Source organism: Sulfitobacter alexandrii, assembly GCF_001886735.1.
Lineage (GTDB): Bacteria > Pseudomonadota > Alphaproteobacteria > Rhodobacterales > Rhodobacteraceae > Sulfitobacter > Sulfitobacter alexandrii.
In genome coordinates this window covers 750,946-775,157 of record NZ_CP018076.1, presented here as the reverse complement: position 1 = coordinate 775,157, position 24,212 = coordinate 750,946, and the positions used below count along the sequence as shown (strand labels likewise).

The window sequence follows — 24,212 nt, the reverse complement described above, 5'->3', positions numbered from 1 at the left end:
ACCCCCGCCTTCGCCCGCATCACATGTTCGGGTAGTTCGGCCCGTCACCGCCCTGCGGCGTGGTCCAGACGATATTCTGCTTGGGATCCTTGATGTCGCAGGTCTTGCAGTGCACGCAGTTCTGGAAGTTGATGACAAAACGGTCCTCGCCGGTCTTGTCGTCCTTCACGAACTCGTAGACTCCCGCCGGGCAGTACCGGGCGGACGGGCCATCGTATTCCGGCAGGTTCACCTTCACCGGCAGGTCGGGATCCTTCAGCTTGAGGTGTGCCGGCTGGCTTTCCTCGTGGTTGGTAAAGGAGAAGGACACGTTGGTCAGCCGGTCAAAGCTGAGCTTGCCGTCGGGCTTGGGATAGTCGATCGGCTTGTGCTTGGAGGCCTTTTCGGTCACCTCAGCATCCGATTTTCCATGGCCCATCGTCCCGAGCAGGGAAAATCCGAAGGTGTTGCACCACATGTCGAAGCCGCCGACGGCGAGCGACGTGGTCAGGCCGTACTTGGACCAGAGCGGTTTGACATTGCGCACCTTCTTGAGGTCCTTGCCGATCTCGCCCTCGCGCACCTCGGTCTCGTAGTCGGTCAGCTCGTCGCCGGAGCGGCCGGCGGACATCGCCTCGAAGGCCGCTTCCGCCGCTGCCTTGCCGGACAGCATCGCGTTGTGGTTGCCCTTGATGCGCGGCACGTTGACCATGCCCACGGAACAGCCCAACAGCGCGACACCCGGCGCCACCATCTTGGGCATCGACTGGTAGCCGCCTTCGGTGATCGCCCGCGCGCCGTAGGCCACGCGCTTGCCGCCCTCCAGCAGTTCCTTGACCATCGGGTGATGCTTGAACCGCTGGAATTCCATGTAGGGGAAGACATGGGGGTTCTTGTAGCCCAGGTGCACCACGAAGCCGACGTAGACCTGGTTGTTGTCGAGATGGTAGATGAACGATCCGCCGCCCGCGTTCTTGCCCAGCGGCCAGCCCATTGTGTGGGTCACGGTGCCTTCGCGGTGCTTTTCCGGGTCGATCTCCCAGATCTCCTTCATGCCGAGGCCGTATTTCTGCGGCTCCTTGCCCTCGTCCAGGCCATACTTGGCGATCACCTGCTTGGACAGGCTGCCGCGCACGCCCTCGGACAGGAAGACATACTTGCCGTGCAGCTCCATCCCCGGCTCATAGCTGGGGCCGGGTTCGCCGTCGGCACCGATGCCCATTTCGCCCGCGACGACGCCCTTGACCTCGCCGTTGTCGCCAAACACCAGTTTGGAGCAGGCCATGCCGGGGAACACCTCGACGCCCAGTTCCTCGGCCTGTTCGGCCATCCAGCGGCAGACGTTGCCCATGGACACGATGTAGTTGCCGTGGTTGTTCATCAGCGGCGGCATGGGGAAGTTCGGCACCCGCACCTTGCCCGCCTCGCCCAGCATGTAGAAATTGTCTTCCTTGACCGGGACGTTCAGAGGTGCGCCCTTTTCCTTCCAGTCGGGGATCAGCGCGTCGAGACCGCAGGGATCGAGGACCGCGCCCGACAGGATGTGTGCGCCCACTTCCGACCCTTTCTCGAGCACGACCACATTGCAGTCGGCGTCAAGTTGCTTGAGCCGGATTGCGGCCGACAGACCTGCGGGCCCGGCGCCCACGATGACCACATCGTATTCCATTGCTTCGCGTTCGATATCGGCCATGCTCGGCGCTCCCTCCAAGGCAACATAAAAGGTTTCGACGTGGCTAAACCACGCCACGTCCCAATGCAATCGGGACGTCGCGTGAAATTTCGGGCATATCGCCGCGCCACCGATAAGGAACGCGCCGCCGCCGCACACGTTCCCCGAAAGCCGCCGCCGGGGATCAGGATGCGGGCTGATCGCCCATCAGGTAGCGCGGCCCCTGCCCCAGCGCCGCAGCGCGATCCGCGGGGTTGTAAAGCGCGCAGGTGTCGAGGCTGAGGCAGCCGCACCCGATGCAGCCGTCGAGGTTGTCGCGGAGCCGGATCATCGCGTCGATCCGCTGATCCAACGCCGCCCTGAAGCCGGCGCTGATCCGCGCCCAGTCCGCCTTTGTCGGGGTACGGCCTCCCGGCAGGCGGTCCAGTTCCGACTTGATCTGCGGAAGCGTGAAGCCGAACTGCTGCGCGATCATCACGAAACTCAGGCGGCGCAGGTCGGCACGCTGGAACCGCCGCTGGCCGCCCGCATTGCGCCAGGGCCGGATCAGGCCCTGCGCCTCGTAATACCGGATCGCCGATACCGCCAGCCCGGTCCTGTCCGCCAGCGCGCCGATCGACAAGCCCTCGTTCACCGCCATGCAATTCCCTCCCGAAAATACCTTGACCTAAAGTGAGGTTTAGCAATTACCGTGGAGACTGCAACAACTTGGGAGACAAGGATGACCGCACTTCTCGAACATACCAATTTCACCGTGTCCGATCCGGCGGCGACGGCCGCGTGGATGGAAAAGCTCTTTGGCTGGCACGTGCGCTGGCAGGGCGAGGCCATTTCCGGGGGTCATACGGTCCATGTCGGATCGCAGAGCCAGTACCTCGCGCTCTATACACCGCCCGGCGCGACCGGGGCGGCGACCGACAGCTATGCGCGGATCGCCGGCCTGAACCATATCGCCGTGGTGGTCGACGATCTGGACGCCACCGAAGCGGCGATTGCGGCGCATGGTTTCAAGACCGGCAAGCACGCCGACTACGAACCGGGACGACGGTTCTATTTTCACGATGACGACGGCATCGAGTACGAGGTCGTCAGCTACGCCTGACCGCGGCAGCGCGCCGATCCTCAACCGACCCCTTGCAATCTTATGCAACTTTGGGTCACTTGGAGTCCAATCAATCAAGGCCGCTCCCGGCAACGGACCGGGGTGCGGCCCTCCTTACGTCGACGGACAGCCCATGGAAAAGATCCCAATGACCCGCGCGGGCCACACTGCGCTGGAAGCCGAACTGAAGCAGCTCAAGAGCGTCGAGCGCCCCGCCATCATCAAGGCGATCGCCGAAGCCCGTGAACACGGCGACCTGTCCGAAAACGCCGAATATCACTCCGCCAAGGAAAAGCAGTCCTTCATCGAGGGGCGCATCAAGGAGCTGGAGGGCGTGATCTCGCTCGCCGACGTGATCGACCCTGCCAAGATGTCCGGCCCGATCAAGTTCGGCGCCACGGTGACCCTCGTGGACGAGGACACGGACGAGGAAAAGACCTACCAGATCGTTGGTGAATACGAAGCCCGGATCGAGGACGGCCTGCTGAACATCAAGTCGCCCATCGCGCGGGCGCTGATCGGAAAGGAAGAAGGCGATTCGGTCGAGGTGCGAACACCGGGGGGCGAAAAATCCTATGAGGTTCTCAAGATCGTCTACGCCTGACGCGAGGGTGCCAGCATGACCGATGCGCCCGAACCCGCCGGCTCGGAACAGCCCCCGGCCCCAAGACCGGCCCGCGCGACACCGCTGGGCCTGTATGACAAGCCCAAGCCCGACCTGATCACGCCGGTGGAAGTGATCGCGATCGCGCTCAGCGCCGTCTGGCTGCTCGGGGCGGGCATCTTCTTTGTCTTCGTCAGTTCGGGTCCCGAATCCGAGACGGAATCGGGCGGACTGCGCTTCCTGATGACGATGCTGGCGGTGTTCATGCCCGTCGCGATGATCTGGGTGGCGGCAACGGCCGCCCGGGCCAGCCGCGTCATGCGCGAGGAAAGCCAACGCCTGCAGTCTGCCATCGACGCGATACGGCAGGCCTATATCGCGCAGCAGCAGGGCGGCCACATGCGGGCGGAATCCTCGGTCGCGCGCAAGCTGGACGAGATCGCCGCCGCCACCCGCAAGACGGAAACCGCGCTGGCCACCTTCCAGTCCCGTCGCGACGACCGCGCGCGCCTTGCGCCGCTCGCCCCTGCGCCTGCCGTGGACGACCAGCCGACGCTGGCGCTGGGGACGCAGGCGTCCGACATGGTGCCGGTCCTGTCGACAGAGGATTTCATCCGCGCTCTGAATTTCCCGGAAACGGCAGAGGACGAGAGCGGCTTTGCCTCCCTGCGCCGCGCGCTCAAGGATCGGGCCGCCAAGCAACTGATCCAGGCGGCGCAGGATGTGCTGACCCTGCTCAGCCAGGATGGCATCTACATGGACGACCTGCGCCCCGATCGCGCCCGCCCCGAGGTCTGGCGCCAGTTCGCCCAGGGCGCCCGAGGGCGGCCCATCGCGGCGCTTGGCGGCATCAGGGACCGGTCGTCGCTCGCGCTGACGAACGCACGCATGAAACAGGATCCGATATTTCGCGACGCCGCGCACCACTTCCTGCGCCGTTTCGACAAGACTTTCGCGGGTTTCGAGAAGAACGCCTCCGACGGGGAAATCTCGGCCCTGGCCGATACCCGTACCGCCCGCGCCTTCATGCTGCTGGGCCGCTGTGCCGGGACGTTCGACTAGGCCGGGTCAGAGCCCGAAGCTGCCGTAGGGAATGAACCGCACCGTGTCCCCCGGTGCCACCTCGACTGCCGGCTCGGGCAACTCCACCAGCCCTTCGGCCCAGCTGAGACCACTGATTCTTCCCGACCCTTCCGAGGCGAAGACCTCGGCCCGACCGTCGCGGATGCGCGCGCGCAGGTACTCGCGGCGGCCCGCCTTCTTGCGTTTGGAAAACGCGGCAGGCACGTCAAAGCCCAGCGGCTCCGACCAGTTCCCACCCGCGAGGACCGCCAGCGCCGGTCGCGCGAAGATCAACGTGCAGACCATCGCCGCGACCGGATTTCCCGGCAGGCCGAAGACAGGCTTTCCCTGCCACATGCCCAGCGCCAGCGGGCGACCCGGCTTTACCGCGATGCGCCACAGGCCCATGGTGCCGGTCTCGGTCAGCAGCGCCGATACGTGGTCCTCATCCCCGGCGGAGGCGCCGCCGCTGGTCAGGATCACGTCGACCCGTCCCGCCGCGTCATCGAACGCCTGCCGCAGCGCCGCCCGGTCATCGCCCACCCGGCCCAGATCGACCGCGTGGTGACCGAATTCGGTGACGAGGGCCGTCAGCATGGGCTGGTTGGCGTCGAATATCTGCCCGTCCGACGCCGGTTCGCCCGGTTCGATCAGCTCGTCGCCCGTGGACAGCACGCCGACACGCAGCCCCGCGCGCACCTCGACCTCTGCCACCCCCGTCGCTGCCAGCAGCGCGAGGTCCGGCGCGGTGATCCGGCGGCCCGCGGGCACGACCCTATCGCCCGCCTCAACATCCTCTCCTGCCCTGCGGGTATTTGCGCCGGTTTTGACCGGTCCGTGAAAAACGATTTCGCCTTCGGCCACCGCGACATCCTCCTGCAGGATGACGGTATCCACGCCCTTGGGCAGCGCCGCGCCCGTCAGAACGCGGATCGCCTGCCCGTCAGGGACCGCACCGGGCCGATCCCCCGCCGCCGCGCGGCCCGGGGCAAGCGGCAGGCGATGGGTGCCCTCGCCTCGCCCCCCCGCAAAGCCGTAGCCATCGACCGCCGTGTTCGGCAGGGGCGGATTTGCCCGCCGCGCGCTAATGTCCCTGGCCGCGATCCGCCCCGCCGCCACGCCCAGCGACACGGTTTCGATATCCGTGACCGGCTGCATCCGCTCGCGCAGATGTGCCAGTGCCTCGACCACTCTGGTCCACTTGACGCCGGGCGGCAGGGCAAAGCAGTCATTGCGCAGGAGCGGTGCCTGTTCCATCCGCGCCGCCGCCCGCAGGACATCCGCCTTGCCGACGCCCAGGGACCACCCTTCGACCGGATCGCCCTCGCGCAGCAGGGCATCAAGCGTTTCCGGCGCCAGCCGCGACAGCGCCGTTGCCAGGACGCGCACCTGTGCACGGTCGAGGATCTCGTCTTCCCTGCGGGCGTCGGCAACCACATCGGAAATGAGCGAAGGATAGACCTCCGCCAGCACGAGCGGGGCATCGCCCCGCTCGAACGGGGCCACGCGGAGCGCATCGCCGTAATGCTCGCGAAGCGCCTGCAGGCGCGGGATGCCCAGCAGGGCCTGCGAGCCGACCGATCCGGTCGTGTAGAGTTTCCAACCCGGCTGGGACCGTTTCATGTCCGGGTGCAGTTCGACCCCGCGCCGCTCCAGCATCCCGTAGCCGTGTCTTCGCGAGCCCCGGGCAGGCAGGACCGCGTCCTCCTGCCCTGCCGGACATCCCCAGAACGGCCCGACGCCGGGGAAGCGCGCATTGAGCGCGCGGGCCACGTCGAACCGGTTGTTGGCGTTGTCCGGCGCATCCTCGATCATCGCGGCCACCACCGGCCACAGGCCCAGCGGATCGTCCGAGCCGGTCAGGGCGCGGGCAAAGCCCGCGGGGTAGGCAAAGGAGAAATCGAAGCCCGCCAGCACGCGCCGCCCCGCCGCCAGCTCCGCGTCGAAAAGACCGCGCAACGCCGCCATCGCGTCGTGCCGGGTGCGGTGATAATGGCAGGTAGGCGTGCTTCCCCCCTGCACTACGGCAACCCAGACGGAATCGGCGGTCGGCTTTCTGGGCGAAGGTGCGGCACGGGCGGACCAATCGACCACCACGAAGGTATCGAAGCCGGTCACAGCCCCACCTCTGACAGGATGAAGTCCGCCACCGCGCCGGTGTCGTTCAGGTCGAAGACCGGGCGGTCGAGGTCCAACGGCACGTCGCTGGCCACGGCACGTATCGTGGGATCATCCGGCGCGATCAGCGGGTTGCCGGTCTCGGCGCGGTGGGCCTCCACCTTGGGATGGCCGTCGCGCTTGTAGCCTTCGATCAGCACCAGATCGACCGGAGAGAGGCGCGCCAGCAGGGCCTCGAGGGTCGGCTCCGGCTCATCGCTCAGTTCGTGCATCAGGGCAAAACGGTTTCGCGACGCCAGCAGAACTTCGGTGGCGCCGGCGACGCGGTGTCGATGGCTGTCCTTGCCGGGGTGATCCACGTCAAAGGTATGGTGCGCGTGCTTGACGGTCGACACCCGCAGGCCGCGCCCGGTGATCTCGGTCACCAAACGTTCCATCAACCCGGTCTTGCCCGCGTTCTTCCAGCCGACGACGCCATAAAGCCTCATAGCATCGCCTCGGCCCGCGAGAGGTCGGCGCGCGTGTTGATGTTGAAGAACGCCTCCGGGTCCGGAAAAAGCGCCTCGCGTCCGCCGTGACGGTCTGTCCAGAGCACGACCTTGCGCGTTCCTTCTTCGAGCGATGCGCGAAGATCGTCGCGCAACCCCACGGGCCACAAGCCGAATGTCGGATGGCGCGCGCGTCCGCGTTCAGGGTCCGGCGTGGCAGCCAGCACCAGCGGTTGCGCCATCCCCTCGCTTGCCAGCAGCAGCTGCGGAACCAGGTCGCAGGGAAAGAACGGGGTGTCGGCGGCGGCCGTCACGATCGTCTCCGCCCCCCTTTCCGCCGCCCAGTCCAGCCCCGCCAGAACCCCGGCCAGCGGGCCCGCGTAGCCGCCGATGCTGTCGGGCAGAACCGGCAGCCCGAGTGCCGAGAACCGCGCCGGATCGCCATTGGCATTCAGCGCCAGATCCGCGATCTGGGGTGAAAGGCGTTCGATCACCCGGTCCAGAACGGTCCGGCCGCCAAGGCCCAGCAGGCCCTTGTCGCCCCCGCCCATCCGCGTGGCCTGTCCGCCCGCGAGGATCACGCCAAGCGGCTGTTTCATGCCTCGCCTTTCCGGCCGGACCGGCGCGGCTCTTCCGCCACGGAGGCCGGATCCATGTCGCGCAGCAGCCTTTCCTCCCCGCTCAGGCAGATGAACCGACGTCCCTTGAGACGGCCAATCAGCGTCAGCCCCACCTTGCGGGCGATCTCGACCCCCCACGCGGTGAAGCCGGAGCGCGAAGCAAGCACGGGGATGCCCATCATCGCGGTCTTGATCACCATCTCGGATGTCAGCCTGCCGGTGGTATAGAGGATCTTGTCAGCCCCCCCGACCCGTTCGGCAAGCATCCAACCGGCGATCTTGTCGACCGCGTTGTGGCGGCCCACGTCCTCCATGTAGACCAGCGCGCGGTCGTCCTGACACAGAACGGTCCCGTGGATCGCGCCGGCTGCGAGGTAGAGACTGGGGGTGCGGTTGATCCGGGCCGAAAGCGCATAAAGCGCGGAGGTGGTCACCGGCGTCTGCGGCAGGCGCACCTCGTCGAGGCCCTCCATCATGTCGCCAAAGACAGTGCCGACGGCGCAGCCGGAGGTACGGGTCTTGCGCCGCATCTTGTCTTCATAGTCGGTCTGCCGCGCGGTCCGGACCACGACCGTCTCCAGTTCCTCGTCGTAGTCGACGCGGGTGATCTCGTCATCTGGGCGCAGCATCCGCTGATTGCGCAGGAAGCCGAGCGCAAGGTATTCCGGGTAATCCCCGATAGTCATGGCCGTGACGATCTCCTGCCGGTTGAGATAGATCGTCAGCGGGCGTTCCTCCACCACCTGCATGTGGGTTTCCGCGCCGTCCTGATCCACCCCGCGCACCCCGCGGGTCAGCCGCGCAGCCGTGGGATCGGGCGCGATCAGATAATCCGACAGGTCCGGGTCCAGTGCCAATTGTATCCCCTTTTGTAACAGGTTACCCCTGTCGCCGTAATCTAGGGGCATCCCATGGTCATCACCACCACCAAATCCGCCTATCTGAAGGGCTTTGCCGACGGTGCCCCCTTCATTCTGGTGATCATTCCCTTCGCCGCGCTCTTCGGCCTGATTGCGACGGAGGCCGGCCTGTCGGTGATCGAGGCGCTTTCCTTCTCGGTCGTCGTGATCGCGGGTGCGGCCCAGTTCACGGCCCTGCAACTGATGCAGGAGCAGGCGCCCACCATCATCGTGCTGGCCTCGGCGCTTGCGGTCAACCTGCGCATGGCGATGTATTCCGCCTCGCTTACGCCATGGATCGGGGCGGCCCCCCTGTGGCAGCGGGCGCTGGCCGCCTACCTGACGGTCGACCAGTCCTACGTGGTTGCCGTCGGTCAGTTCGAGAAAGCGCCGGAGATGACCATTCCACAGAGAATGGCCTATTTCTTCGGCTGCGTGACCCCGATCGTGCCGCTTTGGTACTTCTTCACCTTCATCGGTGCCTACCTCGGCGCGCAGGTGCCCGATGAATGGGCGCTGGACTTTGCCATTCCCATCACGTTCCTCGCCATGATCGCGCCGATGTTCCGCACGCTGGCCCATGTCGCCGCGGCCGTTGTCGCCGTGGTGGTCAGCCTGCTGGCCGTGGCCGTCCCCTATTCGCTGGGCGTCATCGTGGCGGGCCTTGCCGGCATGTTGGCGGGGGCGCAGGTCGAATACTGGATGGCCAGTGCCGCGAGGAAGGGCAGATGATCGACAAGACGACGCTCTGGATCGTGATCGCGGGCCTTGGGATAGGCAGCTTTTTCCTGCGGTTCGTCTTTACCGGCCTGGTCGGCAACAGGGCCATGCCCGAGTGGCTGCTGCGCCACCTGCGCTACACGGCCGTTGCGGTACTGCCTGCGCTGGTGGCTCCGCAGGTGATCTGGCCCAACGCGACCGGCGGAGAAACCGACACGGCGCGCCTTGCCGCCGCTGTCGTGACCTTGGCCGTGGGCATCCTGACAAAAAGCGTCATCGGCGCGATCCTGTCCGGGGCCGCGACACTGTTCGGTCTGCTTTACCTGTTGGGCTGAACGCTACTGCGGGACGGTGAAGCCCGCCGCGATGGCGTCCGTCACGTTGCCCTCGTCATCCTCGAAGTACCGCGTGGTGACGACGCCGGGGCGCTTCGCGATCTGCTGCATCAGCTTTTCGGGGTAAAAGGTCACGTCGATGTTCTCGAAACCCGGAACCTGGCGCAGCAGCGACGTGGTGGCATTGGTGCAATAGGCCCCCGGCACCGCCCCGTTCGACTGCACCAGCCGCAGCGCGGTTTCGGCCTGTTCGGGTGTCACGACCATTTCCTGGCTGACGACGTGGAAGGTCGACCGGGCATGGGCGGATTTGTAGGCCTGAAGCCAGCCCGGCGACACGCCATAGATCACGTCGCCACGTTCCACGACACGCTCCTCGCGAAAGGAACCGGCAGGGTCGAAGATGACCTGCTGCGATCCGTTGACAAGAAGCGCCGTATGCCCGCCCTTGCCGGTACGGTTGTTGATCATGGTGATCACGGTCAGCTTCTTGGGCCCCGGCGCGCGGAATGCCGCGGCGGCAACGGCATCGGGCGAAGCGTCCGGGCTGGTATCGACCGCGCAACCGGCGACAAGGGCGATGAGGGCGAGGCCCGTCAGCAGGCGTTTCACTGGATACTCTCCGGAACAGGGCAGGAAATCCGGCACCAGAAGGCGCCGCGGGCCGCTTCAGCGGATGAACAGCGCCATCAGCACCAGCAGCACGAGGATCACGATCGTCGTGCGCGTCACAAAGGACATGAAGGATGCAAAGGTTTTTTCCTGCACCGTGATGTCCATCTTGCCATGTTCGTGTTCGGCCATTTGAAAAGGTCCCTCGTATCGATGTTTGCGGCTGACTACCCTATTCGCTCCTTGCTGTCACGACCCGAAAGCGGCGGGTGGTCAGGTTGTCGCGGGCTGTTGCTCCGCCTCTTTTTCAAGGTCCTGCACAAGCCGGAACCCGATCCGGTTGGGCGCTTCGCCCTTCACTGCCTTGGGCAATGCCCGCAGGATGACGTTAAGCTGGCTGACGTGCTGGATTTGCTGCATCTTGCCGCCTGCGGGATCCGCCCCGTAGAACGTGATGATGTCCGGGTCGAAATAGCCCATCCCGACGATCCGCAGCACCCCGGCATCGGCACCGGTAAAGCCCATCGCGACCTCGTGATCCCCGTCGAGCTGCTCCTCGAATTTCTTGAGATAGAGCACGATGCGCTCGTAGGCCCATTGGGCGGGGGACTTTCGCGCGGGCGGCACGTCGCCTGCCGCGCCGGGCACCTTTTCGTCCTGCGCCTGAATCGACTCGCGGTCGATCTGGACCTCGTAACGCCGAGGCAGGGCGTCTGCCTCGTAGGCTTCCGCCGCGGTTCTGATCTCGTTGTCCATGCTCATCCCTTGCTTTGGTAGACCCAGGCCCCGTCCTCCTGCCGCAGGGTGCGGGTGGCGTGGCCCATCTGGTAAAGGTGGCTCAGATGCGCCACGGCTTCAACCAACGCGAGCCCGTATTCACCTTCGCCGATCTTGCGCTTGAAAAGGGGCGCAAAGCATTCGGACGCCGATTTCGGCGTCGCGATGAATTCCGTCAGGCGCCGCAGCGCACCGTGGTGATTCTCGATCAGCTGCTCCATCCGTTTGGGCAGGCCGGTGAAGGGCAGCTTGTGGCCCCCCAGCACAAGGTGATCGGGTCGGGCCAGCGGCGCGAGCCGTTCGCAGGCCTCCAGCCATTCGCCGATGGGATCAGCCATCGGTTCCGTCGCGTAGACGCCCACGTTCGGGCTGATGGACGGCAGGATCTGGTCGCCCGCGATAACGAGGTTGTCGTCGCGGCTCCAGAACGTCGCGTGTTCGGGCGCATGGCCGTTGCCGATGTGCACGTCCCATGTGCGCCCGCCCATCACGACGGTATCGTCCTGCTTGATCCGCCTGTAGCCCAGCGGCATCGGATCGACCACATCGGCAAAGTTGAAGGGCCTGTCGGTGCTGCGCTTTTCCAGGATGTCGCTGTCCATGCCGGACTGGCGGTAGAAACTGAGTGTCTCCGCCGGGGCGACCTCCTGCGCGTCCAGCGTCAGCATCCGCGCGGTGAGCCATGCGGTCCGGGTGGTGACCAGTTCCGCCCCGTGCTCGGTCTGGAACCAGCCGGCGAGGCCCACGTGATCGGGGTGATGATGGGTCACGACCACCCGGCTGACCGGCTTGCCGCCGAGCGGGCCCGCCAGCGCCTCGGTCCACAGCGCCTTCGACTTCTTGGAGGAGAAACCGGTGTCGATGATCGTCCAGCTGTCGCCCTCGTCGAGCGCGTAGATGTTCACGTGGTCCAGCTTCATCGGCAACGGCATCCGCAGCCAGAGAATGCCCGGCGCGACCTCTATCGCGCCGGAGCCGGGTTCGGGCGGTGTCTCCCAAGGGTAGCGGAGACCGGCAGGAGCGGTATCGGCCATCAGGCGGCCAGGTCTTCGGCGGTCAGCGCAAAGAGGTCGGCATCACCCGACTGCGCATGAGACAGCAGACCTGCATATTCGGGCATGATCCGCTGGATATAGAAGCGCGCCAGACGCTCACGCGACCCGCCCTTGTCGACCATCGCGGCCTTGAGGTGCAGATGCCCCCCCAGCACCCGCGCGAAGGCGCGCAGGTAGGGGACCGCACCGGCGAAGCGCGCCTGCATGTTGTCCTGCGACACCAGCCAGTCCGTCGCCTCCCGCAGGCTTTCGCAGGCCTGCCAGACCGCGTCCGCCATGTTCGGAAAGGTCTCGCGTGCCCGTTCCACGTCTGCTTCCATCTCGTCCAGCAGGGCGCCCGCCGCTTCGCCGCCGTCCATCATCTTGCGGCCCACGAGATCCATCGCCTGAATGCCGTTGGTCCCTTCGTAGATCGCGGTGACGCGCACGTCGCGGGCGAATTGCGCCGCGCCGGTTTCCTCGACAAAGCCCATGCCGCCATGAACCTGAACACCTGTCTGGGCGACCTCGATGCCCACATCGGTCCCAAACGCCTTTGCGATCGGGGTCAGCAGGGCGGCCCGCGCCTTCCATGCGGGATCGCCGGTCGCGTTGCCCATGTCGATGGCATGGGCGCAGGACATCTCGATCGCCCGCGCGGCAAAGACATCGGCCTTCATGCTGGCGAGCATCCGGCGCACGTCGGCGTGGTCGATGATCGACCCCTTGCCGCCCTGTTTGCGGTCCTGGGCATAGGCCAGCGCGTGCTGGTAGGCCGCTTCGGCAACCCCGACACCCTGCCCCCCGACGCCGAGCCGGGCGTTGTTCATCATGGTGAACATTGCCGCCATGCCGCCCTGCTCCGGCCCCACGAGCCAGCCTGTGGCGCTGCCATATTCCATCACCGCGGTCGGCGAGCCGTGCAGACCGAGCTTGTGCTCGAGGCTGACGACCTTGAGACCGTTACGCTTGCCGGGATTGCCGTCGGCGTCCGGGATGAATTTCGGTACGAGGAACAGGCTGATCCCCTTTGTCCCGGCCGGGGCGTCCGGCAGGCGTGCCAGCACCAGATGACAGACATTCTGCGCGAAATCGTTGTCGCCCCAGGAGATGTAGATCTTCTGCCCGCTGATGGCGTAGGTCCCGTCACCGTTGTCGCGCGCCTTGCAGACCAGCGCGCCCACGTCCGATCCCGCTTGCGGTTCGGTCAGGTTCATGGTGCCGGTCCATTCGCCCGAAATCAGCTTGGGCAGGTACATCGCCTTGATCTCGTCCGAGGCGTGATGCTCCAGCGCCTCGATCTGGCCCTGACTCATCAGGGGGGCAAGCTGCAGCGACAGGCAGGCGCCGCTGATCATCTCGTTGACGGCGGTATTCAGCGTCATCGGCAGACCCATGCCGCCATATTCGGGATCCGCGGTGATGCCGATCCAGCCCCCGTCGGCGATGGCCCGGAACCCGTCGGCGAAACCGGGCGACGTGCGCACGACGCCATTCTCAAGCCGCGCCGGGTTCAGATCGCCCGGCCGTTGCAGCGGTGCAAGAACCTCGTCGCACATCTTGCCCGCCTCGGACAGAATGGCGCGGGTAACGTCCTCTGTCGCATCGGCAAATCGCGACGTTTCGCGCAGCGCTTCCATGTCGAGGATGTGCTCTATCAGAAAGGCGAACTCGTCGGCGGCGGCGTGGTATGGCATGTAATTCTCTCCCGAATGGGGGCGTCTGTGGCTTGGCAACACGGGCCCGGCCCTGCTAAGGGCAGGCCGATCCTGCCACAACATGAAGCGCCCTCAGGCGCCCCGCAACCCAAAACGCAGCGTCAGTAGTCAGCATGACAGAAGACACGGAAATCCTCCAGCATGACGGGCTCGGCATCGCCCGGGCCGCCGACTTGCTGTCCGCCGGCAGGCTCGTGGCCTTTCCCACCGAAACGGTCTATGGCCTTGGCGCCGACGCCCGCAACGGCGACGCGGTGGCCGCCGTCTACGCCGCGAAGGGCAGACCCAGCTTCAATCCCCTGATTGCCCACCTCGCCGATCCGGCGCAGGCCCGCGACTACGTCGAATGGTCCGACCGGGCCGAGATCCTCGCCTCTGCCTTCTGGCCCGGGCCGCTGACCCTCGTGCTGCCGCTGAAAGCCGGACACGGCCTGTCGACGCTTGTCACGGCAGGGTTGGACACCGTGGCACTGCGGGTGCCCGCCCATCCGGCGGCGCGCGCCTTGCTGAAGGCCTTCGGCGGACCGGTCGCGGCGCCTTCCGCCAATCCATCCGGGCGCATCAGCCCAACGACCGCCGGCCACGTGCTGTCAGGCCTTTCCGGAAGAATCGCGGCCGTGCTGGACGATGGCCCCTGTGCCGTCGGGCTGGAAAGCACCATCATCGGGCTGGCCAGTCCCGTGCCGACGCTTCTGCGTGCGGGTGGCCTGCCGCAGGAAGCGCTGGAAGCCGCGCTTGGTGCGCCGCTCAAAACCGCGGCCGGATCCGAGGTCATCGCCCCGGGACAACTCGCGTCGCACTATGCGCCGCGCGCCCGCGTCCGGCTGAACGCCACGACAGCCGAAGGGGACGAGGTGCTGCTGGGTTTCGGCGGGATCACCGGCGCGCTGACCCTGTCCGCGACAGGCGATCTGGTCGAGGCGGCGAGCCGGCTGTTCGACCGGCTGCACCAGCTGGACGCCATGGATCGGCCCATCGCCGTCGCCCCCGTTCCCGAGGTCGGGCTGGGCCGTGCCATCAATGACCGGCTGCGCCGCGCTGCCGCCCCGCGCTGAGGGTCAGGCCCGACCGGCCGTGGCCGACAGGCCTACCGGATCGACACCAAGGGATTTCAGCGCCGCGGCCCATTTCCGCCCGTCCTCGAGATCGAACACCATCTCGGGGGTCGCCTCGCAGGTCAGCCAGCCGTTCTGCGCGATCTCGGCTTCCAGCTGGTCAGGCCCCCACCCGGCATAGCCCAGCATCAACTGCGCCTTCCGAGGGCCCTTGCCCGCCGCGATATCCTCGAGCACGTCCAGCGTCGCCGTCACGGCGAAGTCGCCGGCGATGGTCATCGTCTGCATGGCCGACCTGTATTCGGGTGAATGCAGCACGAACCCCCGCCCGGTTTCCACCGGACCGCCGATGTGGACCCGCAATTCGTGCTGCGGCGGAGCGATCGGCGTCTCGATCTGGTCGAGCACGTCCGACAGCAGGACGTCGGTGGCGGGCTTGTTCACGATCAATCCCATCGCGCCTTTCTCGGAATGGTCCGCGATGAAAATCACGGCATGTGCGAACCGGGGGTCACCCATGCCGGGCATTGCCACGAGGAGTTTTCCGGTCAGGTTCATCGGCTGGGTCCCGTGTCCGGTGGGCGTCGCCCTCACGATGCCCAAGCCGGGACCGCGTGACAAGGGGGCGGCACGCCGGCAGCGGCATTTCGCGAAACATCGATGATGCAAACGTGACTTGGCAGCCGCCCGCGCTTGGGCCATTGAAGGGCCATGATCCGACAGCTTGCCTTCGCCCTGGTCCTCTGCCTAGCCACTGCCCTGCCAAGCCTTGCGCAGGACGGCGTCGGCACCCCGGTCACCGCCGACATCCTGCCCGGATGGGTCAAGCCCGACGGCACCCGTGTCGCGGCCATCCGCTTTGCCCTCGCACCGGGATGGAAGACCTACTGGCGCGCCCCCGGCGACGCGGGCATCCCCCCACAGTTCGACTGGACCGGTTCGCAAAACCTGCGCGGCGTCGGCATTACCTGGCCCGCGCCGCAGGTGTTCCGCGAGGGCGGCGTGCTGACCATCGGATACAAGAACGAACTGGTGCTGCCGATCACCCTGGCGCCCCGCGATCCGGGCCAGCCCGTAAGGCTGGATGTGACGCTGGACATCGGCGTGTGCAGCGACATCTGCGTTCCGCAACGCCTGCAGGTCGCCGCCACGCTCGATCAGTCGCAGCGCTCTCCCTCGCCCGCGATCGCCGCGGCCCTCGCGGCGCGCGCCTTTTCAGCGACCGAAGGCGATGTCCGCTCGGCCACCTGTGCCCTGCGCCCCACTGCAGACGGGTTCCGGATCGAGGCGCGACTGGACATGCCGCCAACCGGCGGTCAGGAGCTGGTGGTGATCGAACCCGGCCAGGCCGGTGTCTGGGCAAGCGAAACCGACAGCACACGGTCGGGCCGCACGTTGACCGCGACGGGAGAACTCGGCGCCGACGCGGGCGGCGCGGTGGCCATCGACCGGTCACGCATCACGATCACCGTTCTCGGAGACCGCCAGGCCGTCGAAATCCGCGGGTGCACCGGCGGCTAGGGAACGGACCGACGCCGCCGCGCCGCAAGCGCGTAGGACAGCGCACCGATCCCGTAACCGGCCAGCGCTATTGCTGCCGCGCCGATCAGGAACACCAGCAGCGCCGCCTGCACGCCCGTCGCCGCGTCGGGTAGCACCCACCCGGCCACCGGATGCACGGCCCCCCGCCAGGCGGCCCAGCCAAGCGTCAGGCCGCCCCAGGCCAATACCAGTGCCCAGAGCGCAAGAAGCCCCAGCCGCATGCTGCGCAGGGGCGCGCGCACCCCGCGCCGCATCGCCGCGATCTGGCGCGCCAGATCATGCTGGGCCGCCACCAGCGCGGGCACGACCAGAAGCACCAACGCCATGCCGAACCCGAGGCCGTAGACCAGCGTGATGACGGTGGGTTTCAGGAACTGCGCCTGCTGGCTCTGCTCGTACAGCAGCGGCGCCATGCCCAGCACGGTGGTCAGCGTTGTCAGCAACACCGGCCGCAGCCGGTCCGCCGCGCCGTCGATGATCGAGGGGATCAGGCCCCGTGTCTCGGCATATTCGTCGATGGTGGTGACCAGAACGATGGAGTCGTTGATGATGATGCCCGTCATGCCCAGCAGACCGACCACCGTGAACATGCTCAGCGGCACGTCCCACAGCGCGTGGCCGTATATGGCGCCCACAAGCCCGAAGGGAATGATCGCCATCACCACCAGCGGACGGGTCCAGCTTCCGAAGATCCAGGCCAGGACAAGGTAGATACCCGTCAGCACGAGGATCAGGCCCGTCAACGCATCGCTCAGAAAATCGCTTTCCTGCTCGCTCAGGCCGGAGAGCCGCCATTCGACCTGCCGTTCGGAGGCGATGCGCGGCAGAATGTCGTCCTGCAGCGCCTGCTGGATCTCCGTCGCGCGGGCCGCGTCATCCTCGGAAATGTCGCCGGTGACGGAAATCAGCCGAATGCCGTTTTCCCGCCGCACGGTGCTGAAGCCGGTCCGCCTCTCGACACTGACGATATCGGCCAGGGGCACGTACAGCCCTTCGGGTGTGCGCATCTGCGTCCGGTCGAGGAAGTCCGCGGTCAACTCGCCTTCGGGCAACTCCACCCGTATCGTGGCAGAACGGGGCCCGTCGGGATATGTCGCGGCCTCTATCCCCGCCAGCCGATTGCGCAATACCCTGCCCAGCGCATCGATGGTAAACCCAAGCGCCTGTCCCTGCGGGGTCAGGTCGAGGATCAGTTCTTCCTTGTCGTAGGCCAGATTGTCCTCGACGGCCGTGACCTCGGGGTAGCTGCGCATCGCCGACTTCAGATCCTCCGCCGCAGCCTTGAGCGTGTCGGTGTCCGCCCCGTAGAACTGCACGTCCAGCGCATCCCCGCCGGGCCCTGATCGCCACCCGCGAAAGCTGACGGTTTCGGCGAGGGGGTGGTTGACCACCCGATCCTGAAGATCCGCCACGAAGGCAAAACTGGAATAGGGCCGCAGATCCGCGTCGATCAGTTCGATCGAGATGCCGCCGAGAAGATCCGCGTCCTTGTTGTCGGCCCCCGCCAGCCCCCGGCCCGACGTGCCGCCGATCTGCGCGATGACGTAGTCCAGCGGGTTGACCCCGTAGCGGTCGGCGTATTTCGCACCCAGCTCCTCGGTGGCCCGCTGCATCTCGCGCATCATTTCGATGGTGTCTTCGCGGCTGGCGCCTTCGGCCATGGCGAAACTGCCCGACACGCTGCCCTGTTCGGGCGAGTTGAAGAAGCGCCACTGCACCGACCCGTTTATGAATAGCGTGATCTGCGAGGCCAGCACCACGACCACGCCCGCCAGCACTACGTAACGCGCGGCGATGACCCCGGCCATCAGGGGCCGGAAAAGCCGATCGCGCACGAATTCGAAGCCGCGGTTCACCACCCGGCTCGGCAGATCGTACCAATGCTCTTTCGCCGCCGCGCGCATGGCGTGGGCCATGTGGTTGGGCAATATCAGGAAACATTCCACCAGCGACGCTGCCAGCACCGCGATGACGGTAAAGGGGATGTCCTGGATGAGATCGCCGAACCGACCGCCCACGATCACCAGTCCGTAGAAGGCGATGATCGTCGTGAGCGTGGCGGCGAACACGGGCATCGCCATGCGCCGGGCCGCGTTCTCGGCCGCCTGAAGCGCGCCTTCGCCCGCCTTGTACCGCTGATCGGCGTATTCCCCCACGACGATGGCGTCGTCCACCACGATGCCCAGGGTGATGATGAGCCCGAACAGGGAGATCATGTTGAAGGTAAGCCCCGCGGCATACATCAGGGCAATGGCCGCCCCCATGGCGACGGGAATGCCCGCCGCCACCCAGAACGCGGTGCGCGCGTTCAGGAACAGGAACAGCAGCAGCACGACCAGCCCCAGCCCCATCAACCCGTTGTCGATCAGCAGGTCCAGCCTGCCGGTGATTGCCTCGGCGCGGGTGCGGATCAGTTCGACGGACACGTCCGCCGGAAGCGTCGCCGCCAGTGCCTCCGCGACCTCCTCGACCGTCGCCTGGATGCCGATGGCATCGCCCCCGTCGGACCGGTCCACCCGTACCGACACAGCCGGGTTCGGACCGACGAAATAGGATTCCAGCCGGTCCACCCCCTCGCTGCGCACGGTGGCGAGGTCACCGATGGTCAACTTGGACCCGTCCGGGTTCGATCGCAGCACGATCTCGGCGATTTCCTGAGGCGACCGCTTGGCCGTGCCCGTGCGAACCCGCGCGTTGGCCCCGGTGACGTCGCCGGCAGGGTCGGCATCGACCTCGGCCGCGATCGCCGTGGCGATGTCGGCCATCGAGATGTCGTAGGCGATCAGCCGCGCGGAAGGCACCTCGATCAGGGTCTGCGGGGCCGCGATCCCCTGAATCGAGGTTCGGGTGACCCCGGCGGCAAAGAGCCGCGTCACGAACTCGTCCGCGAACCGGCCCAACTGCTCCGGCGCGACGGGCCCGGTCAGGACCACGTCCGTCACGCGGTCCCGCCATGCGCCCCGCCGCACGTTGGGATCCTCGGCCTCTTCGGGAAGGGTGGTGATGCCATCCACCGCCGTCTGCACGTCCGTTGCCGCGCGGGCCATGTCCCAGTCCGGTTCGAAATCGAGCGTGACCGTGCCCCGTCCCTCGCGCGAGGTGCTTTCCGAACTTTCGACCCCTTCCACCGCAAGCAGCGCCGGCTCCAGCACCTGCACGATCGCGGCATCCACGTCGTCGGCCCCGGCGCCGTCCCAGACGGTCGTGACGGTCACATTGTCGACGATCACGTCGGGAAAGAACTGCGCGCGCATGTTCGGCGCGGCGGCGGCACCGGCGACCAGCAGGAGCACCAAGAGGAGGTTCGCCGCCGTGCGGTGCCGGACGAAATAGGACAGCAGCCCCCCCGCCTTGCCGGTGATCGCGCGGGCCACGGCCTAGCCGCCCATGCGGCTTTCCAGCCGCTCCACCATCCCGGCGGGAACGCGCGGCTCCGACAACCGGGCCAACACGCGTTCCTTCGCTTCTTGCGGCATGGCGCTGTTCGCCTCCACGAAGGCGACCAGCCGGGCGCGGCGTTCCTCCGTCAGCTCCAGCATGTCGGCGGTCTCTTCCGGTTCAGCGGCCGGGCCGGGTTGTGCCCTGTCCAGCGGCCTGACGGCGATTCCCGCGCCCAGAAGGGGCGAGCGTTCGCGGACAACCTGCCGGCCCTCGACCGGGCCGCGCACCAGAACATCGTCGCCCTGACGGCGTAGGAGCGTGACCGATACCTGTTCCAGACGGTTCTCGGGGCCGAGCACCAGAACGCTTTCACCAGCGTCCAGCGCAGAGGCCGGCAGGCGAAAGACATTCCGCAGAACGGGTTCCTGCACCCGGACCGTCACGAAATCGCCGGTCTTGAACCCGGCGGCGTCATCGAGCGCGGCAAAGATCAGGCGGCCCGTGGCCCCTTCTCCGGCGGCGGCGCTGGCGCGGCTGATGCGGCCCCGTGCGGTCAGGTCCACCCCGGCGACCTCCAGCGTCGCCGTCACCCCGGCGCGAAGCAGGTCGCCCTGTCCATCCAGCAACCGCGCGTACTGCGCTGTCGAGAGGCGAAAGGAAACCTCCAGATCTTCGGGGTCGATGAGCTGTGCCAACTGTTCGTTGGCAGACACCAGCCTGCCCACCACGACCGAGGTCGAGGACAGGGTGCCCGAAAACGGGGCGTCGATGGTGGTGTCGGCCAGGCGACGCTCGGCTTCGGCCAGGGCGATGCGTGCCCGTTGCAGGCCGGTAGCGGCCTGATCGACCCGGGCTTCGGCCGCAGCCGCCGCCTGCCGCGAGGAAATCACGGCCAGTCGCGCGGTCGATGCCGCGAGTTCGGCCGTTTCGGTCGCCGTGGCGGTACTGACGCCACGGCTGTCGAGATCCTGCTGCCGCGCGAAGGCACGGTCGCGCAGGGCGGCCTGATCCTCGGCGGCGGCCAGAGAATCCTGCGCCAGGGTCAGCCCTCGTTCCGCATCGCGCTGTTCGGCCTGCGCATCCGAGATGTCGCTGGTCGCGCGCTCCACCGCCGCTTCCGCATCGCTCGGATCGAGCCGTACAAGCACCTGGCCGGCCTCGACCGCGCCGCCATCCTCGAAATTCTCGGCCAGTTCCACGACCCGCCCCGTGACGGCCGTGCGCAATTCGAGCAGCCGGCGGCTCTGGACTTCGCCGAACGTCTCGATCACCGGCGCGATGTCTGCGGCCTGCGGTACCAGCACGTTCACGGAAAACACCCGCTCCTGCGCGGGCGGCGCCTTGGTCTCGGCCGACAGCCGCTCTTGCAGGGCGCTGCCCACCATGTAGACGGCGTATGCAAGCAGGCCGAGCGTCGCCGCCGCAAGGAAAAGGCCGATCATACTTTGTCTGATAAACCGCATGCGGTACCGATCCGAAAACTGGCTGGGGCGACCTCATATCCTAGTGCCCAGCGCGAAAATGCAACTCACAAGACTGATACGCAGGCACGCCGCGTTTCCGTCGCGACCGGGTCGATAAATTTTTGCCGACCCTCAATCGTCCTTCGAGAACAGCCCGCCCAGGGCGCGCTTGATGATGCCGCGCACCTTCGGCCGTTTCGCGGCGGAGAACGGCAAGGGCCGACAGACTTCCATCGCCGCGACCCCGACCCGCGCCGTCAGCGCCCCGTTGACCAGCCCCTCGCCGAACCGCCGGCTGACCTTGGCCAGGATCGACCCGCCCAGCACCGGCTCCAGCAGGTCGTCGCCCACCGCGACCGCGCCGGTGGCCACGAGGTGAGACAGGACGGCACGCGTCAGCCGCCATGACCCGAAGAAGCCAGAGCGGCCGCCGTAGATCTCCGCGATCCGCCGTATCATCCGCAGGTTCGATGTCAGCGCCGCCGCCACGTCGGCCAGGGCCAGCGGGACCAGCGCCGTCACGGTCGCGACCTGTCGTGCGGCTGCCTCCACCTCGCGGCTGGCGGCAAGGTCGAGCGGGGTCAACACCTCGGCCTCGGCCAGCGAGAGCAGCCCCTGCGCGTCAAGCTGGTCGCCCCTCAGATCCGCCAGCCTGTCCCGCCCCCAGCGGGTATCCTCGCGCCCCTTGTAAAGCGCGACCAGTCGATCCGTCACGCCGCGCGCCGCGGCAAGGTCATCCTGCGCCAGCGCCTGCGCGGCGTCATGGTGAAGCCCGTCAAGCCGGGCAAGGCGGCTGAAGGCGGCCAGTTCGCGCAGGCAGAGCAGCCCCAGCACCAGCAGGAACGCCGCGACCAGTACCGTCATCGCCCAGCCCAAAAGCGGATACTGCGCCATCAATCCCGCGATGAAGCTCCAGGCGGCGATGGACACCAGCGCACCGATCAGCGCGGTCGCCAGCCACCAGAACAGCCGCACCAGCCGCGAGGGCCGCCGCGCGGCAAGCTGCGCCGCGACCTGCATCGCCTGCCCCTTCGGCGCGGCGTCCGACAGGTCGGGCACCGGGGGCGCGGCCGCCACCTGCGGTCGTGGCGCGGCGGTCTCCTCAAGGTCGAACAGAACCGGACCCCGTGCCATCACGCCACCTCCTGTCGCCATTCGAAACGAATGTCGGGCAACCCTTCGTCGTTCGTCGCCCCGTCGGTGCGCAGCACCTCGGTAAAGCCGTGGCGGCGGTAGAAGCGCTGCGCCGCGGTGTTCGCCTGAAAGGTCCAGAGCGTGAGCCGGGACACCGCCGCCTTTGCCTGCTGCAGCAGGTCGCTGCCCACGCCACGGCCCCGGGCATGCCGTGCGACGTATAGCGCGTGCAGGTCGCCCGCGTCGCGCGCCGCGAAACCGATCACGTCGCGACCGTCCTCGGCCAGCGTCACCCATCCCATCTCGATCATGTCTCCCGCATGGGCCAGATCCTGTGCGCGGCTGTGCACGCGCGGAATCCATGGCGTGGTATCCACGAACTCCGACAGGATCATCCCCACCGCGCCCGCATCCGCGGGTCCGGCCGCCCGCAACCGGGTCACAGCCGGTCTCCGATCAGGAATTCCGCCGCCCGGTCGAGCCGGATGTGCGGAGGGCCGTCCCCCGGCCGCAGTTCCAGCGCGGCGGGGGCGAAACGCATGATCTGGTAGTCCTGATCGAGCCATCGGTCCGCCCCGCTGCGTGCCGGAACGAGCAGGTGGTTCGGATCCGACGGAAGGTCACCGGGGTAAAAGGCCGCCTGCCGGCCCGTGTCCAGCAGGGTGCCCCGCACCACGCCCAGATCCTCGCCCTTGTGCGTCATCGTATCCTCCGTCGTGGCCCGCAGCGACGCGATCGCCATGGCCGATGTTCCCGCGCCGGCGTACTGCGCCCGGTCGCGGGCCTCGCGAGTCAGTGCCTCCATGATCGCCGTCAGCTTGGGGTGCTGGCTGTGATGCAGGTGATCGGCCTTGGTCGCCGCGAACAGGATCCGCTCCACCCGCCTGCCGCCAAGCAGGTTGGTCAGGAAGCGGTTCCGCCCCGGCCGGAAGGCGCCCAGCGTCTCGCCCATCGCCGTCCGAAGGTCTTCCACCGCCTGCGGGCCCTGGTGGATGGCGCCCAGCGCGTCCACCAGCACGATCTGCCGGTCGATCCGCGCGAAGTGATCTCGGAAGAAGGGCCGGACGACATGTGCCTTGTAGGCTTCGAAGCGGCGCGCCATTTCCCGGTGAAGCGACCCGCGCGCCGATGCGCCCTGCGTCGGGATCGGGGCAAAGGTCAGCGCCGGGCTGCCGGCAAGATCGCCCGGCAGCAGGAACCGGCCCGGCGTGCAGTCGGAAAAGCCCGCGGCACGCGCCTGAACCAGGTAGTCGGCAAAAAGGCGTGCCAGTTCCTGCGCCAGCGGTTCATCGTGCCGGGCCTCGGGGTCCAGTTCCTGAACCCGCGCCATGAAGCCCGCCGCGGCCGGTCGCGCCGCGATCCGTGCAAGCGTCTCGCGCGACCAGTCCTCGTAGCCGCGATCCATCAGGCCAAGGTCGAGCAGCCATTCGCCGGGGTAGTCCACGATATCCAGATGCACGGTGCGCGGCCCCTGCAACCCGGCAAGCAACCCGTTCGGCCGCACCCTGAGCGACAGCCGCAATTCCGAAATCGCGCGGGTGCTGTCCGGCCAGTGGGGGGTCGGGCCGGTCAGCGCGGCGAGATGGTTCTCGTAATCGAAACGCGGGACCGTGTCGTCCGGCTGCGGCTGGAGAAACGCCGCCTCGATCCGCCCTTCCCGTGCCGCGACGAGATTCGGCATCCGGCCCCGGTCGAGCAGGTTGGCCACCAGCGACGTGATGAAGACGGTCTTGCCCGACCGCGCGAGGCCCGTCACGCCAAGCCGGATCACGGGCTCCATGAAGGTCTCGGAAACCGCGTCCTGTACGTTTTCGACCTGACGCCAGATACCGTCCGCGATACGCCCGATGACCAATGTCCTGCCCGTCCCCTCGTTTCTTGCGCCAACATAGGGTTG

The 24,212-nt window shown here is 67.2% G+C and carries 24 protein-coding genes; 7 read left to right on the top strand and 17 right to left on the bottom strand.

The window, feature by feature from the left end; all coding sequences use genetic code 11:
* Positions 1-19: 19 nt before the first annotated feature.
* Complete coding sequence (locus tag BOO69_RS03800) at positions 20-1,672, bottom strand: electron transfer flavoprotein-ubiquinone oxidoreductase (RefSeq protein WP_071970460.1); 1,653 nt, start codon at positions 1,670-1,672, stop codon at positions 20-22.
* Between the two features lie 163 nt (positions 1,673-1,835).
* Positions 1,836-2,291, bottom strand: coding sequence for a redox-sensitive transcriptional activator SoxR (gene soxR / locus BOO69_RS03795; protein WP_071970458.1), 456 nt, complete (start codon positions 2,289-2,291; stop codon positions 1,836-1,838).
* A gap of 81 nt (positions 2,292-2,372) precedes the next feature.
* Between soxR and BOO69_RS03790 the strand changes: the two genes are divergently transcribed.
* The 3 genes from BOO69_RS03790 (at position 2,373) to BOO69_RS03780 (ending at position 4,419) form a co-directional block, all read left to right on the top strand.
* A complete protein-coding gene (locus BOO69_RS03790; RefSeq protein ID WP_071970456.1) occupies positions 2,373-2,753 on the top strand; it encodes a VOC family protein in 381 nt (126 codons plus the stop codon).
* A gap of 133 nt (positions 2,754-2,886) precedes the next feature.
* Positions 2,887-3,357, top strand: a complete 471-nt coding sequence (gene greA / locus BOO69_RS03785; RefSeq protein ID WP_071970454.1) for a transcription elongation factor GreA — start codon at positions 2,887-2,889, stop codon at positions 3,355-3,357.
* 15 nt (positions 3,358-3,372) lie between these two features.
* Positions 3,373-4,419, top strand: coding sequence for a hypothetical protein (locus BOO69_RS03780; RefSeq protein WP_071970452.1), 1,047 nt, complete (start codon positions 3,373-3,375; stop codon positions 4,417-4,419).
* 6 nt (positions 4,420-4,425) lie between these two features.
* Here BOO69_RS03780 and BOO69_RS03775 read toward each other — a convergent pair whose 3' ends face one another.
* From BOO69_RS03775 to BOO69_RS03760, 4 genes are read right to left on the bottom strand one after another with little or no spacing between them, the layout of a single operon-like run.
* Positions 4,426-6,537, bottom strand: coding sequence for a molybdenum cofactor synthesis domain-containing protein (locus BOO69_RS03775; RefSeq protein WP_071970449.1), 2,112 nt, complete (start codon positions 6,535-6,537; stop codon positions 4,426-4,428).
* The gene (gene mobB, locus BOO69_RS03770; protein ID WP_071970447.1) at positions 6,534-7,025 is read right to left on the bottom strand and encodes a molybdopterin-guanine dinucleotide biosynthesis protein B; all 492 of its coding nucleotides are present in this window, start codon (positions 7,023-7,025) and stop codon (positions 6,534-6,536) included. The genes BOO69_RS03775 and mobB overlap by 4 nt, the downstream gene beginning before the upstream one ends.
* A complete protein-coding gene (gene mobA / locus BOO69_RS03765; protein ID WP_071970445.1) occupies positions 7,022-7,624 on the bottom strand; it encodes a molybdenum cofactor guanylyltransferase MobA in 603 nt (200 codons plus the stop codon). Before mobA ends, mobB begins: the two co-directional genes overlap by 4 nt.
* On the bottom strand, positions 7,621-8,502 hold the full coding sequence (locus BOO69_RS03760) for a formate dehydrogenase accessory sulfurtransferase FdhD (protein WP_418361300.1): 882 nt from the start codon (positions 8,500-8,502) through the stop codon (positions 7,621-7,623). Before BOO69_RS03760 ends, mobA begins: the two co-directional genes overlap by 4 nt.
* Positions 8,503-8,556: 54 nt before the next feature.
* Between BOO69_RS03760 and BOO69_RS03755 the strand changes: the two genes are divergently transcribed.
* Positions 8,557-9,276: an AzlC family ABC transporter permease gene (locus BOO69_RS03755; RefSeq protein WP_071970443.1), complete on the top strand. Its 720-nt coding sequence runs from the start codon at positions 8,557-8,559 to the stop codon at positions 9,274-9,276.
* Complete coding sequence (locus tag BOO69_RS03750; protein ID WP_071970441.1) at positions 9,273-9,599, top strand: AzlD domain-containing protein; 327 nt, start codon at positions 9,273-9,275, stop codon at positions 9,597-9,599. The genes BOO69_RS03755 and BOO69_RS03750 overlap by 4 nt, the downstream gene beginning before the upstream one ends.
* Before the next feature lie 3 nt (positions 9,600-9,602).
* On the opposite strand, the gene BOO69_RS03745 is transcribed toward BOO69_RS03750, so the two are convergent.
* From BOO69_RS03745 to BOO69_RS03725, 5 genes are all read right to left on the bottom strand, one after another.
* Positions 9,603-10,211: a hypothetical protein gene (locus BOO69_RS03745; protein ID WP_071970439.1), complete on the bottom strand. Its 609-nt coding sequence runs from the start codon at positions 10,209-10,211 to the stop codon at positions 9,603-9,605.
* 57 nt (positions 10,212-10,268) lie between these two features.
* Entirely contained in the window at positions 10,269-10,403 is a 135-nt protein-coding gene (locus BOO69_RS03740) for an aa3-type cytochrome c oxidase subunit IV (protein ID WP_071970437.1), read from the bottom strand.
* Positions 10,404-10,484: 81 nt separating this feature from the next.
* Positions 10,485-10,967, bottom strand: a complete 483-nt coding sequence (locus BOO69_RS03735) for a DUF6173 family protein (protein WP_071970435.1) — start codon at positions 10,965-10,967, stop codon at positions 10,485-10,487.
* Positions 10,968-10,969: 2 nt separating this feature from the next.
* The gene (locus BOO69_RS03730; RefSeq protein ID WP_071970433.1) at positions 10,970-12,022 is read right to left on the bottom strand and encodes an MBL fold metallo-hydrolase; all 1,053 of its coding nucleotides are present in this window, start codon (positions 12,020-12,022) and stop codon (positions 10,970-10,972) included.
* A complete protein-coding gene (locus tag BOO69_RS03725; protein ID WP_071970431.1) occupies positions 12,022-13,719 on the bottom strand; it encodes an acyl-CoA dehydrogenase in 1,698 nt (565 codons plus the stop codon). Before BOO69_RS03725 ends, BOO69_RS03730 begins: the two co-directional genes overlap by 1 nt.
* Before the next feature lie 134 nt (positions 13,720-13,853).
* Between BOO69_RS03725 and BOO69_RS03720 the strand changes: the two genes are divergently transcribed.
* Complete coding sequence (locus tag BOO69_RS03720; protein WP_071970430.1) at positions 13,854-14,795, top strand: L-threonylcarbamoyladenylate synthase; 942 nt, start codon at positions 13,854-13,856, stop codon at positions 14,793-14,795.
* Between the two features lie 3 nt (positions 14,796-14,798).
* Here BOO69_RS03720 and BOO69_RS03715 read toward each other — a convergent pair whose 3' ends face one another.
* Positions 14,799-15,353 carry a YqgE/AlgH family protein gene (locus BOO69_RS03715; protein WP_071970428.1) on the bottom strand — a complete coding sequence of 185 codons (555 nt, stop codon included), beginning with the start codon at positions 15,351-15,353 and terminating at the stop codon, positions 14,799-14,801.
* 153 nt (positions 15,354-15,506) lie between these two features.
* Here BOO69_RS03715 and BOO69_RS03710 point away from each other — a divergent pair, with 153 nt between their 5' ends.
* Entirely contained in the window at positions 15,507-16,316 is an 810-nt protein-coding gene (locus BOO69_RS03710; RefSeq protein WP_071970426.1) for a protein-disulfide reductase DsbD domain-containing protein, read from the top strand.
* Here BOO69_RS03710 and BOO69_RS03705 read toward each other — a convergent pair.
* The 5 genes from BOO69_RS03705 to BOO69_RS23380 all read right to left on the bottom strand — a co-directional run bounded on the left by BOO69_RS03705 (position 16,313) and on the right by BOO69_RS23380 (position 24,170).
* Positions 16,313-19,711: an efflux RND transporter permease subunit gene (locus BOO69_RS03705; RefSeq protein ID WP_071970424.1), complete on the bottom strand. Its 3,399-nt coding sequence runs from the start codon at positions 19,709-19,711 to the stop codon at positions 16,313-16,315. The genes BOO69_RS03710 and BOO69_RS03705 overlap by 4 nt on opposite strands.
* Positions 19,712-19,714: 3 nt before the next feature.
* A complete protein-coding gene (locus BOO69_RS03700) occupies positions 19,715-21,181 on the bottom strand; it encodes an efflux RND transporter periplasmic adaptor subunit (RefSeq protein WP_071970422.1) in 1,467 nt (488 codons plus the stop codon).
* Positions 21,182-21,313: 132 nt separating this feature from the next.
* Entirely contained in the window at positions 21,314-22,315 is a 1,002-nt protein-coding gene (locus tag BOO69_RS03695; RefSeq protein WP_071970420.1) for a YcjF family protein, read from the bottom strand.
* Positions 22,315-22,758, bottom strand: coding sequence for a GNAT family N-acetyltransferase (locus tag BOO69_RS03690; RefSeq protein WP_237267556.1), 444 nt, complete (start codon positions 22,756-22,758; stop codon positions 22,315-22,317). The genes BOO69_RS03695 and BOO69_RS03690 overlap by 1 nt, the downstream gene beginning before the upstream one ends.
* Positions 22,755-24,170 carry a YcjX family GTP-binding protein gene (locus tag BOO69_RS23380; protein WP_071970418.1) on the bottom strand — a complete coding sequence of 472 codons (1,416 nt, stop codon included), beginning with the start codon at positions 24,168-24,170 and terminating at the stop codon, positions 22,755-22,757. The genes BOO69_RS03690 and BOO69_RS23380 overlap by 4 nt, the downstream gene beginning before the upstream one ends.
* Positions 24,171-24,212: the final 42 nt, after the last annotated feature.